This window comes from Psychrobacter sp. 1Y11 (assembly GCF_052259045.1).
Classification (GTDB): domain Bacteria; phylum Pseudomonadota; class Gammaproteobacteria; order Pseudomonadales; family Moraxellaceae; genus Psychrobacter.
Genome location: NZ_JBQQER010000002.1, coordinates 309190 through 322581, shown reverse-complemented (window position 1 = coordinate 322581; position 13392 = coordinate 309190). Strand labels below are relative to the sequence as shown.

General features: G+C 43.4%; 9 protein-coding genes. 7 read left to right on the top strand and 2 right to left on the bottom strand.

The features are described 5' to 3' along the window. Window positions 1–119: 119 nt before the first annotated feature. The 6 genes from cysM to ACTXGJ_RS02910 all read left to right on the top strand — a co-directional run bounded on the left by cysM (window position 120) and on the right by ACTXGJ_RS02910 (window position 8363). A complete protein-coding gene (gene cysM, locus ACTXGJ_RS02935; protein ID WP_439239976.1) occupies window positions 120–1073 on the top strand; it encodes a cysteine synthase CysM in 954 nt (317 codons plus the stop codon). A gap of 77 nt (window positions 1074–1150) precedes the next feature. Beyond that, on the top strand, window positions 1151–1969 hold the full coding sequence (locus tag ACTXGJ_RS02930) for a 3'-5' exonuclease (RefSeq protein WP_443565062.1): 819 nt from the start codon (window positions 1151–1153) through the stop codon (window positions 1967–1969). 88 nt (window positions 1970–2057) lie between these two features. Then, entirely contained in the window at window positions 2058–3635 is a 1578-nt protein-coding gene (gene rlmD / locus ACTXGJ_RS02925; RefSeq protein WP_443565061.1) for a 23S rRNA (uracil(1939)-C(5))-methyltransferase RlmD, read from the top strand. Window positions 3636–4171: 536 nt separating this feature from the next. After that, window positions 4172–6724 (top strand): RelA/SpoT family protein, encoded by a 2553-nt coding sequence (locus ACTXGJ_RS02920; protein WP_443565060.1) that lies wholly within the window; start codon window positions 4172–4174, stop codon window positions 6722–6724. A 67-nt stretch (window positions 6725–6791) separates the two neighbouring features. Further along, entirely contained in the window at window positions 6792–7769 is a 978-nt protein-coding gene (mutM, locus tag ACTXGJ_RS02915) for a bifunctional DNA-formamidopyrimidine glycosylase/DNA-(apurinic or apyrimidinic site) lyase (protein WP_443565059.1), read from the top strand. Between the two features lie 150 nt (window positions 7770–7919). Further along, window positions 7920–8363 (top strand): hypothetical protein, encoded by a 444-nt coding sequence (locus ACTXGJ_RS02910; RefSeq protein WP_439239986.1) that lies wholly within the window; start codon window positions 7920–7922, stop codon window positions 8361–8363. 164 nt (window positions 8364–8527) lie between these two features. Here ACTXGJ_RS02910 and typA read toward each other — a convergent pair whose 3' ends face one another. Both typA and ACTXGJ_RS02900 read right to left on the bottom strand, forming a co-directional pair. Beyond that, a complete protein-coding gene (gene typA, locus ACTXGJ_RS02905) occupies window positions 8528–10375 on the bottom strand; it encodes a translational GTPase TypA (RefSeq protein ID WP_443565058.1) in 1848 nt (615 codons plus the stop codon). Between the two features lie 433 nt (window positions 10376–10808). Beyond that, window positions 10809–12125 carry an OmpA family protein gene (locus tag ACTXGJ_RS02900; RefSeq protein WP_443565057.1) on the bottom strand — a complete coding sequence of 439 codons (1317 nt, stop codon included), beginning with the start codon at window positions 12123–12125 and terminating at the stop codon, window positions 10809–10811. 619 nt (window positions 12126–12744) lie between these two features. On the opposite strand from ACTXGJ_RS02900, the gene ACTXGJ_RS02895 reads away from it, so the two are divergent. Continuing rightward, entirely contained in the window at window positions 12745–13392 is a 648-nt protein-coding gene (locus ACTXGJ_RS02895) for a pilus assembly FimT family protein (RefSeq protein ID WP_443565056.1), read from the top strand.

Here is a 13392-nt window from a genome sequence, read left to right as displayed (position 1 = left end):
TAGCAAGCTCACTATTCGCGATACTTTTGCTTTAAAACTAGCCAATAGCATCAACTAAAAAACATACCTCAAAAATAGCGCTAATATCAATATTAACTTTAATTATAATAGGATGTCCCATGTCGTCTACCGCCAACGCTAACTTTATCACTCAAGTCACACAGCTTGCCGATTGCGTGGGTCAGACACCGCTGGTGAGATTACAGCGTTTACCTGAGCAAGAAGAGATCACTAATACTACCCAATTATTGGCCAAGCTTGAAGGCAATAACCCAGCAGGTTCGGTAAAAGATCGCCCCGCCTTTAATATGATCTATCAAGCAGAACAGCGCGGCGACATCAAACCCGGTGATATGCTCATCGAAGCCACTAGCGGCAATACTGGCATTGCCTTGGCTATGGTTGCGGCCATGCGAGGCTATCCGATTACCCTCTTGATGCCGACTAACTCAACCCAAGAGCGTAAAGATGCGATGGCAGCTTACGGCGCTGTGTTGATTGAAGTCGATGAAGGCATGGAAGCGGCGCGCGATATGGCCTTGCAGATGCAAGCCGATGGCAAAGGCATAGTGCTAGATCAATTCAATAACCCTGATAACAGCCAAGCGCATTATCTCACTACTGGTCCTGAGTTATGGCAACAAACGGGCGGTAAAATCACCCATTTTATCAGCTCTATGGGTACTACCGGCACTATCACTGGTGTCAGTCAATATCTAAAAGAGCAAAATCCTGATATCCAAATTATTGGTTTGCAACCAGATGAAGAAGCGTCTATCGCTGGTATTCGTCGTTGGCCTGCTGCTTACATGCCAGGTATCTATAATGCAGACATGGTCGATGAGGTTATGGACGTCGATCAAAAAATCGCTGAAGTCTATATGCGTAAGCTTGCCAAGCTCGAGGGCATCTTTGCTGGCGTGTCCTCAGGAGCCGCAGCTTGGGCCGCTGTGCAAGTTGCCAAAACCAATCCGGATGCGGTGATAGCCTTTATCGTTTGCGACCGCGGCGATCGGTATTTATCAACTGGGTTATATAACGTTAATGATGCTGATGATAGTGCTTCAGCTTAAGACTTTTTATAGCATAACCTTTTATAGCCTATCGAATATAGCGCTAAGCGCAATTATAAGTGCCATCAGGACTATTTATGAGCCAAGCCCTACCCGCTAATCCCGTCTTGGTATTCGATATCGAAACCATCGCTGATGCTGAGGCGGCCCGTCGTATCTATCCACAATTAGCGACTCTTAATGATGCTGATACTTTGAGCGCGCTGACCGCTATTCGCACTCAAGAGGCAGGCCATGACTTTATGCGCCTGCCACTGCAGCGTATTGTGTGTATTTCCGCTTTATATATCAAAGACGGTCAATTCTCTTTATTTTCCTTAACCGCTGATAATTTCAGTGAACAACAGATACTAGCGAAGTTTTTCCGCGCCTTTAGCGATTTAGAGAAGCTACCACAGTTGATTAGCTGGAATGGCTCAGGTTTTGATATTCCTGTGCTTATTTATCGGGCTATGCAATATGACCTCTCAGCGCCCTGGTTATTTGAAGAGGGCGAGCGTATCAAAAATATGCGCTTCAACAATTATGTCAATCGCTTCCAAACTCGGCATTTGGATCTGATGGATAGGTTCAGTCAGTATGGCGCCTCTCGACGTGAAGCGATGGATGTGGTCGCTAGTCTCTACGGTCTACCCGGTAAGACGGATGTCGATGGCAGTATGGTTGGAGACCTGGTCAGTAATAATGAGTGGCAGACGCTATCGATATATTGCGAGTCCGATGTGATGAATACTTGGCTGATATATTTGCGCTGGCTGCGCTTGACCGGACAACTCTCCTCCACAGGGTTTATAGAGTGGCAACAGCAAAGCCGCGATTATCTGACCGGCTTTACGCAAGCCGATGGTCGCGTACGCCATCAGAGTTTTCTTGATGATTGGCTATCGCCCTCTTAATAAAGTTAATATATCGACCGCATTTATTAACATAGCACGCCAGTTTCAACTTTTACTTATTTTTATCATTTATTGCTAAGGCAGGTTTATGCAGCCCACCGACGATCAAAACACTAAGAACAATGTTAAACACAACCTTAAGAGCAGTGACGCTACCGCTCAGACTCACTCTAATCAAGAAGACAGCAAGACGATTATCACCCCGCCTAATAAGAAAAAATCAAAACCGTCCTCAAAGACCCGTCGCCGCTTAAAAGATGCGCTGCCAGTACCTTTTACTATCGACGGTCTTTCTCATGATGGTCGCGGTGTAGCCGTCTATGGTAATGGCTTTGATGAAGCGCAAGGCCATAGCACTGATAAGCATGGCAAAAAAGTCTTTGTCAGCTTTGCTTTGCCAGGAGAGAGTGTTAAGGTCAAGCTGACCAATAGCCGAGCCAGCTTTGAGGAAGGCGATGCTATAGAGGTTACTGCCAACCCCAATCCAGAGCGCGCAGTGCCACCGTGCCCGCACTTTGGCGTCTGCGGCGGCTGTAACTTGCAGCATTGGCAACCAGATAGTCAGATCAGCTTTAAACAGTCAGTGCTGGCTGAGATGCTCCAGCATCAAGCTGATGTGCAGCCGGAGCATTGGTTAGATCCTGTAGTTGGCGATAGATTGGGTTATCGTACGAAGGCTCGTCTTGGCGTGCGCTATGTCGCCAAAAAAGAAACCGCGCTAGTCGGCTTTCGTGAGCGTTCAAGTAACTTTTTGGCTGAGCTTAATGAATGTCATATTTTAGATCCACGTATCGGCTTTGAGATTGAAAACTTAAAAGCGCTAGTCAGTACGTTAGATGCCCGAGATAAAATTGCTCAGCTTGAGCTGGCTATGGGTGAATTTATCCCTGAGCTGCCAGATGGTACTCAGCCGGTAGCGCTGATTGTACGTAACCTAGCACCTTTATCAGATGGCGATATCGATAAGCTAAAAGCCTTTTTTGCGGCGCGAAATTGGCAGCTGTATCTACAATCCAAAGGCGTCGATAGCATTCAGCGTATAGCCTTAACTAGTGATGATGATATGAGTGAGCAATTTGGCCGCTTATATTACCAACTGCCTGAATATGACTTAACCTTTGAGTTTATTCCGACTGATTTTACTCAGGTCAATCTGTCAGTCAATAGAAAAATGACGAAGCTGGCTTGTGATTTATTAGAGCTAAAAGCTGGCGAGCGCGTATTAGACCTGTTTAGTGGTTTAGGTAATTTTAGCTTACCATTAGCGCGTTTGGTCGGCGAGTCGGGTAAAGTTATCGGCGTTGAAGGCAGCGAGGAGATGACTTTGCGCGCCAGTGCCAATGCCCAGCGTAATGGCCTTAATAATACCGAATTCTATAGCCAAGACTTGACTCAAGATTGCACTGCTGAGCCATGGGCCAATCAAGGCTTTGATGCGCTACTTATTGATCCGCCGCGTTCAGGCGCTTGGGAGATTATGCAGTATCTACCTAAGTTCAATGCCCAGCGCATTGTCTACGTCTCCTGCAATCCGGCAACGCTTGCTCGTGATACTAAGGCGCTACTTGAACAAGGGTATCGACTGACTCATGCGGGGGTGATGGATATGTTTTGCCACACAGGCCATGTGGAGTCGATTGCTAGATTTGAGAAAATACCTGCTTAATGGTTTATCTTGCTAAGCACCTTAAAGGGTTCGGGCTACATTCTATCGCTTAGATATTAAGCTTACGAGTAGTAATATTACAGAGCTCAACTTGAGTTGTAGCGGCAAACTGAGATAATAGTCATGACAGCTGTCATAAAATCGCTAAGTTATTGCAAGAGTGACTTATTGGACTATAGTTTAGTTTATATTAAAATATTCTCTGATGATTGATCCTAATAGTAATCTAACTAATTGCTAGTGATTTGAATTATAGTCTCTGGCAACTCTGAGCATTTTAGCCTTAGTCCTTAGTAGTTTTACAGAGGTTACTTCATAACAACTATTTTACAAATAGTCGTTATGCGAAACTTATCACTTAAACTTATGACTAAAGCTTGATAGTACAAACCGGGATTACTTACTGCATTAAGACAGCTGCTATTTTGATTAGCGGCTGTCTTGGCTTAAGTTTTATACTTATTGGTAATCATCCTTATCATGATGAATTGTCGATGTCGCTGTCAATACTCTATAATAGCTAAAAGGAGCCAGCTATGGTCAAGATTCGAGAAGGATTGCCGTTAGTAGATGGTCAAACCACTGAAGAAGATAGCGCGAGTTTGGCGGCGCAATTGGTTGCCAATCAACGCTCTCACCAGTCTGCTAATAGCTATGCTCAGATTCCTTTCGATATTAAGCAGCAACTGGCCACTCATAAGCTGCATACCACTTTTGATCGTTCAGCAGCGCTTGCTTATCATAATCATGATCCAAAGCTAGTTAATTACGCTGCAGATAACGCTTTATCTGCAGACTCCTATACATTAATGGATTCTCCCGATTTAGATCAAGCCAATATTGATGTACCGGCTTGGCTCAACAATGTCGCCGAACGTATCGGCCAAGACTCCGTTCCTAACCTAACCGCGGCCTGTGAGTTTATCCGCAGTCGTATGAATACTAGCGAGTCTGAGCGCTCAGGGGCTTACGTCACTGGCATCGGCATGAGCGATATTCTCACTTACCTCTACCAAGACGAAGACGCTTTAGTCGCTGCGATGCTCTATCGGAGTGCGCGTAAATCTCTGATTTCGATGACTGAGATTGAGCAAAACTTTGGCGCTGAGATTCGCACTTTAGTCAAAGATACTTTAGCGATGGGTAAGCTGTCGGCTATTATTGAAAATAATAAACGCCTAGAAGACCACTTTATCAACAAGCAACGCGATCAGCTCTCTAACATTTATAGCATGCTCATCTCGGTCACCAACGATGTGCGAGTGGTGCTGATTAAGCTTGCTGAGCGTACTTTTGCGATGCGTGAGCTATCCTTCTCTAGCGCTGAGCGCCAACAGCGCGTGGCTCGTGAAGTCATGACCATTTATGCGCCGCTCTCGCATCGATTAGGAATTGCTCAGCTCAAGTGGGAGCTTGAAGACTTAGCGTTTCGTTACCTTGCCCCCGATCGCTATAAAGAGATTGCTAAGCTGCTATCTGAGAAACGTAGCGAACGCGAGGCTTATATTCAGCGGGTAGAAAACAAGCTCAATCAAGCCCTAATCGATGCTGATATCGTAGGCGAGGTCTCAGGCCGGGTCAAACATATCTATTCTATTTATCGCAAAATGAAGCTCAAAAGCTTATCTTTTGATCAGCTTTATGATATTCGTGCGCTACGTGTATTAGTACAAGATCCCGCTGATTGCTACCATGTCTTAGGCTTAGTACATGGCTTGTGGCGTTATATCCCCGAGCAATTTGATGACTATATCACCAACCCAAAGCCCAATGGTTATCGCTCCCTACATACCGCTGTCATCGCTGAAAACAAATCGCTTGAGGTACAAATTCGGACCAATGAGATGCATTTTGAAGCGGAGCTTGGCATGTGCGCGCACGTTAACTACAAAGAAGGGCTCAAGAATAGAAAGGACAACTATCTCAACCAAAAAATCAGCTCACTGCGTCATTTATTATCTATCAATAACGAGGCGCGTAGCCGCGATACCAGCGATAATGAAGGCGACGCAGAGTATGACATCAATGATATGACTGACTTTGATGAAGATGAGCAAGCTATTGATTTTGATGAGCTTGAACGTATCTACATCTTCAGCCGTGATGGCGACATTATAGAGCTGCCCAAAAATGCAACGGTGCTTGATTTTGCTTATTACGTACACACCCAAGTCGGCAATCGCGCGCAGGCCGCTCGGGTCAATCAGCGTTATGTGCCCCTCACCTATCAGCTCAAAACCGGCGAGCAAGTGGAGATTATCACCAAAGCTTCTCGGGAGCCTAACCGAGATTGGCTAGTTGCTTCATTGGGTTATATCCATACTAGCCGCGCACGCTCCAAGCTGCGTCAATGGTTCAATAAGCAAGATCGCGATAAAAACCTTGAGATCGGACGCCATATGCTCAGTCGTGAGCTTGAGCGTTTATCGGTCCATCCGAACAGTATAGATCTTAATGACTACACTCAGTTTTTTCATGTTAATACTCCTGACGATATTATTGTCGGTTTAGTCACCGGTGAGATTGGCCTGAATCAGTTGACAGGACATATCTCTAGGCAGCTGCATTTAGAGCCTGAAAAACAAAAAGCCGAATTTACTCCTAGTATCGATCCAAAAACCACTGGCAAAGTTGACGCCTACAAGATCTATATCGATGGCTTAGATAATATCGAAATCAGTTTGGCCGGCTGCTGTCACCCGATACAAGGTGAGCCTATCTCAGGGTATATTACCTTGTCACGCGGCGTCAGCATTCATAATCGCGGTTGCCCTGAATATGAACGTCTGATAGAGCGTGATCCTGAGCGCGCTGTTAGTGCGGCTTGGAGAACAAAATCCGGGCGTTATCAGCCTGTAGATATTCATATCGAAGCGTATGATCGCCGCGGCTTACTACGCGATTTAACTCAAGTCATCGATAATGAAAGCGTCAATATCCGTCAAGTAGACACTATGAGTAACGATGATAATATCGCCTTTTTGAAATTTCATGTTGAGGTAGCAGGGTTAGCGCATTTATCCAAACTCTTAGCCAAGCTTGAGCAACAGCCTGGCATACTGCATGCACGCCGAGCGGTTGCGCCCTAGTAGAGCGTTGCTTTAGCACTGATTATCACTCACAACCAACCCTTTAAAGGTCACCATATAAACGCTTATGCCCGAATTACCCGAAGTCGAAACCACAAAAACCAGTCTTGCGCCTTTGCTTAATAAAACTGTAGAATCGGTACAAGTATTCCAGCCTAAACTGCGTTGGCAAATGCCTGATGATTTACAGTCATTGGTCGGCTACCGCTTACAAGGAGCTGAGCGCCGTGCTAAATACTTGATTTTAAGCTTCGCCCCATCTGCAGAGCTATTACAAAGTACTGAGTCAAATAGCGGAAACAGTAATCTTACTAGTATCACACCTTTGCGTCAGCTAATTATTCATTTAGGCATGTCAGGTAGCTTGCAGCAGCATCCTTATGGTACAGAAAAACGCAAGCATGACCATTTGATACTGACATTTATCAGTGAAGACAGTTCTACTACTCAATTACATTATCACGACCCCAGACGTTTTGGCGCTGTACTTTGGTATATCGATTATAAAACCAAACTCCTTGACCATCTAGGACTTGAGCCGCTATCTGCAGCTTTTAATGCCGACTATTTATACCATTTCATTCAGCGTAGCAGTGATAATAATACTAGCGACAATGATAGTGCTGATAATGATGATATCGGTAAAAAGAAAACCACTAAGAAAAAACCCATCACGCGACCGATTAAATCAGTCATTATGGAGCAGCAAGTGGTGGTAGGTGTAGGTAATATTTATGCCGCCGAAAGCCTTTTTTTATCAGCGATTCATCCCGCCACCCCTGCTAATAGCTTATCTTACGAGCAAATAGCGCTACTGGTCGAGCACATTAAAACGATTTTAGATAAAGCCATTACGCTTGGCGGCTCTACCCTGCGCGATTTCACTGTAGCTAGTGGCCAAACGGGATACTTTCAACAAACCTTAAACGTTTACGGCCGACAAGGCGAAGATTGTCCGCACTGCGCCGCTACTCTCGATAACATCAAATTAAATGGGCGCGCGAGTGTCTTCTGCCCTGAGTGTCAACCACTGCCAAAGCTTTAGTGAATATGATTGAAACAGAAAGCTACTGTTTTTACAGGCTAATGATAAAGCTGAAGATATGGCGTATGGAATTGTATTGCTTATCGCCCGACATCTTGGTTTAATAGTAGCTCTAGTCTTTATCTTCCACCCCTATTTTAGGATGACATCATGACTGTCAAAACCCGCTTCCAACGCGCTGTGAAATCCAAGCTTTTAACCGCTCTTACTAGTATCAGCCTTGTGGTTATCACTATGAGCCCAGCTTCAGCGGCGATCGAGATTGACGAGACAGATTTTGGTCCTTCTTATGACACTATGGTAGTCGATACGGTAGTGGGTAAGCCTTTACAATTAGTAGCAGCCGTTACAGGTACTGCCGCCTATTTAGTGAGCCTACCTTTTGCTGTTATTGGCGGTAATGCTGATCAGTCGCAACAAAAACTCTTTGTAGAGCCTTGGGAGGCGATGAGTCGCTGTTTGGGCTGTACGGTTGCCGAAGATAATTATTATAAGTCACAAGCAGCAGTTAACGATAATACGGTGCGCATTGTAGTCGATCAGCCCTCAGAGATCTTGATTAATACTAATGATTATGTCGTCGTAACTCCTTAATAGCAGTAATAACCTTAGTAATATTAGTAATAGCAACGCCGTAAGCTCAAAGCACAGTTAGCCGTTATTGACTGACTACTTTTATCTATTACAAATTTTTAGCACAAAAAAAGGCTAACCTCAGGTTAGCCTTTTCTCATTCTGAAACGAAGTCAAATCAAGAGTTAAGCATTTTTCTTACGACCGTGACGCTTACGCTCATTTTCAGTCAAATAACGCTTACGTAGGCGAATCGCTTTTGGCGTGACTTCAACTAATTCGTCATCTTGAATAAACTCAAGTGCTTGCTCAAGCGTAAACTTGATCGCTGGCGTCAAGGTCAAGGCCTCATCGGTACCACTAGCACGTACGTTGGTCAGCTGCTTAGCCGTCGTAGGATTCACCGCCATGTCATCGTTACGCGAGTTTAGACCTACGATCATACCTTCATAAACTTCAAGCTGAGGCTCTGCAAATAACTTACCACGCTTTTGTAAATTAAAGAGAGCGAAGCCTAAACAAGTACCGTTAGCCATTGAAACTAACACGCCGTTAGTACGACCGCCGACATCACCGATCTTTTGTGGACCATAATGTGAGAAGCTTGAAGTCATGATACCCGTTCCTGAGGTCAGGGTTAAAAATTCAGAACGGAAACCAATCAAACCACGAGCGGGTACTGTCGCTTCGATACGCATACGACCTTTACCATCTAGCTCCATGTTCGTCATCTCACCTTTACGTAAGCCAACCTGCTCCATGATAGCGCCTTGATGCTCTTCCTCGATATCGAAAACAACGTTTTCATAAGGCTCTTGTAGCTTACCATCGACTTCTTTGACGATAACCTCTGGACCTGATACGCCCATTTCAAACCCTTCACGGCGCATGTTTTCGATCAATACTGACAAATGTAGCTCACCACGGCCTGATACTTTAAACTTATCAGGAGATTCGGTATCTTCTACACGCAGAGCAACATTATGAATCAGTTCACGCTCTAGACGCTCACGAATATTACGCGAAGTCACAAACTTACCTTCGCGACCTGCGAACGGTGAGTTATTAACTTGGAAGTTCATCGAAACGGTTGGCTCATCTACGGTCAATGCCGGTAGCGCTTCAACATGATTCGGATCACAGATAGTATCAGAGATATTTAGCGCATCGATACCGGTAATACAAATAATATCACCAGCTTGAGCACTCTCTACTTCAATACGATCAAGGCCATGATAGCCCATGATCTTGAGGATACGACCATTACGCTTGTTACCGTTTTTATCGATAACCGTAACTTGGGTATTGGTAGTCACTTTACCACGTTGAATACGTCCAATACCGATGACGCCTACGAAGCTATTATAATCGAGGCTAGATATTTGCATACGAAATGGGGCATCGGCATCCACTTGTGGCGGCTGTACCACATCAACGATAGTTTTAAATAAAGGCGTCATATCTTCCGCTAAATTATCGGCCTCAAGACCAGCAATACCGTTTAACGCTGAAGCATACACAACCGGGAAGTCCAACTGCTCATCGGTCGCACCAAGATTATCAAAAAGATCAAAAATCTGATCCATAACCCAATCAGGACGCGCGCCTGGACGGTCAATCTTATTGATAACGACAATAGGTTTTAGGCCTTGTTCAAACGCCTTTTGCGTGACAAAGCGAGTTTGTGGCATAGGACCGTCAACGGCATCTACGACTAACAGTACACAATCAACCATCGACATGACGCGTTCGACTTCACCGCCAAAATCGGCGTGACCTGGGGTGTCGACAATGTTAATACGATATTCAGTATCGTCAGAGCTATCTGTCCATCTAATCGCTGTATTTTTAGCTAAAATGGTGATGCCACGCTCTTGCTCGATATCACCAGAGTCCATCGCGCGTTCGGCAATGTTAGCACGATCGCCAAAAGTACCTGATTGATGTAATAATTTATCAACCAAAGTGGTTTTACCGTGGTCAACGTGGGCAATGATTGCAATATTACGCAAGTGTTTAATATCGTTCGCCATATAAAATGCTCGTTTTGTCTTAAGAAAATGCAGTAGCAGTATCTACTACTGGATAAATTTTATTTACCAATTTAGCAAAAGCTTTACGAAGATAGTAGTCAATCGTCATTTGCATACGATTAATTAGAGGCATAGACGCCATAATTTTCAATTTAGAGCACTGAATAATACATTCAGAATCATAAAGATCTTTTTGGCGTAAGGCTTACCGCGTAAAGTGCTGATAGTGACAAATCTATTACTAAATATCAGTAATGATAGATGATTTGTCCATTTGCAAAATGTTTGGGCGGCTAGTATAACATTAATGCAAACACTTTTTTGCAATAAGTTATTTATATCATTACTTTTTATGGAACAAAAAAAGCCACCTTGAAGGTGGCTTTTTTGTGTAAAAATTAAAGTATCAATTTAAGGCTTACTAAGCTAGTGCTTACTGAACAACCATGTCTTTAGTTTGTTCTACAGTCATTGTTTTGTCACCAGTGATGATGGCATAAACACGACGGTTCATAGCGCGGCCTTCTTCAGTATCGTTATCAGCGATAGGCTGGTCATAACCATAACCTACAGTTGATAGACGGTTTGGCGCGATACCGAACTCGTTAGTCAACATAGACTTAACTGCTACAGCACGGGCTTCAGACAGACGTTGGTTGTAACGTGCTGATGGACCAGTTTTTGAAGCATGACCTTCAACACGGGCAGTAGAGTTAGGATACTCGCGCATCTTCTCAGCTACTTTAGCGATTTCAGGCTGATATTGTGATTTGATAGTAGACTTATCGTTATCAAAGAATACGCGTAGCTCCATTTTCAATTCGTCAGTAATGTCTACTGGGATTGGGCAACCACGTTCGTCAACGACGACGTTCATTGGTGTACCTGGGCAAGCGTCTAGTGAGTCAACAACGCCATCACCATCAGAGTCTACGTCTTCTTCTACAACGACTACTGGTGGTACATAAACGTCAGGCTCTACTACTGGTGGTACTGCTACGGTAGGCTTCAAGTGACCACCTAGTACAACTTCTAAACCAGCTAAGGCCATGCCTTCCCACCAGTTGTTATCGAAGTTATGAATAGCACGAGCTTCACCACGTAAGCTGATAGCGTCATTGATGCGGTACATAGCACCTAGACCTAAGTTACCGATAGTATCTTTAGAGCTAGCAACTTCAGTACCAGCATTAACTCTTACTGCATCACCATTAGCATCTACATCAATATTAGAATCATAAGCTTCTTGGTTTTCTACTTCGATCTTAGATTGACCAGCACCGATTAGCATGTATGGTTTAAATGCGTTTTCAGTGTAACCAGTGAACTCTTCTAGACCAACTAGGAAGTTACCAGAGATCATTTCTTGCTCAACGTCAAAGCGGTTAACACCAGCATCAGCTGATCTTTCAGAAGCTTCGCCGTTAGTGTTAGAAACACCGTACTCTACTTGGAACTGAGTAGAAGGAGTCAGCTCGATACCTAAAGCTGCACCAGTATATAGGCCGCTTTCTTTAGCAACGCCGCCGTTGTTGTTACCACGGTTGTCACCACCAAAGTCATTACCATCAGCGTCTTGGTATAAGTTTTTACCAGTACGTAAAATTTCACGTTGTTTATCAGCAGTATCACTGAAATCTTCAGTGAAATGATAACCTAGTAATAGTGGGCTGATAGTAACGCCAGCGTTAGCTACTAGTGGCGTAGCTGCTACAGCAACAAGAGCCAGAGCGATTTTATTCAATTTCATGGGCTTCCTCCAAAGGATAATTTAAGTGATAAATCAAGTAATACCACTTCCTAAGATATGTTAAATACACACCTATCACGAATGTGTCATTATACAACAAAAGTAATTAGGAAGTAGCTTAGCGATTATTAATTCAGTTTACAACTTTTTTTATCAGGCAGCTACACATTATTACATGATAATAGGGTAATTAGAACAAATTCTAGATACATTCCTGATACTAACTAACCTAACCCAAGTCTTTTTGTTTTTGACTTTAGACTTATGGTTACTAAACCTACCTAAAGAATATCAACTTCTTTGTTTGTTGTATCTAAGCATTCTAGTACATCCTTATGCTTTTCTCTATCCATAAAACCCTCGATTCACTAATTGAAACATTTTTTGACAGTTGGGCTATATTCTGCTTATATATAACTATGAACATTATTTCACTTGTTGGTATTGATATTTTTGCCAAAATAAAATTTATTTATTCAGTAATAAATTTTGTGCAGCTATTAGAGACACAGCACGCAAAGAAAATTTATACCAGTAAAGTGCTTTAGGTTGTACTTGATTATTTAGGATCTTCTGTAGACCGCATTCCATTATCGATTAGCCTAGGGCGGTAAAAATCATGCTATCTTTAAATTATCCGCTGTTTATATATTCGCTTGTAACAATATTTATTTATATATTGTTTATCGCGTTTACTCTTAATTGCACTATTCATCAACATCAACATCCAGCCCGGTTTAGACGTAACGAGGGTTTTACATTAGTAGAGCTTGTCGTGACGGTTTGTATTTTAGCGATACTAGCCATCATTGCCGCACCGTCTATATTAAGCCAATTAGCTAGCATGGAATCTAAGCGAATCAGATATGGCATAAGCTCTATGTTGGCTACTGCAAAAGCGGAGAGCTATCTGAGACGGCAAAATTTAATTATTTGTTTATCAGATTCAGCGGGTCGTTGTCATAAAAATAGCAATAAGGCGATACTGCTGTTCTTTGATCACAATGATAATCAGCACTTCGACGTTTCTACTGATGAGCTATTAGAGCAACAGCGATTGTCTCCTAGATATGCACGGCTACAACTGCGAGCAGGTAATCGGCATTACATTAAGTTTTGGGGAGATAGCGGTAAACCTCGTGGATTTTTTGGTCATATCAAATACTGTCCTACCTCTAGCTACAACCAAAGCAAGTATCAAATATCTTTTAATCAAGGCGGTATCGTTAAATACAAACCCGATGCCGCTCATCCGACTGGCTGTTAG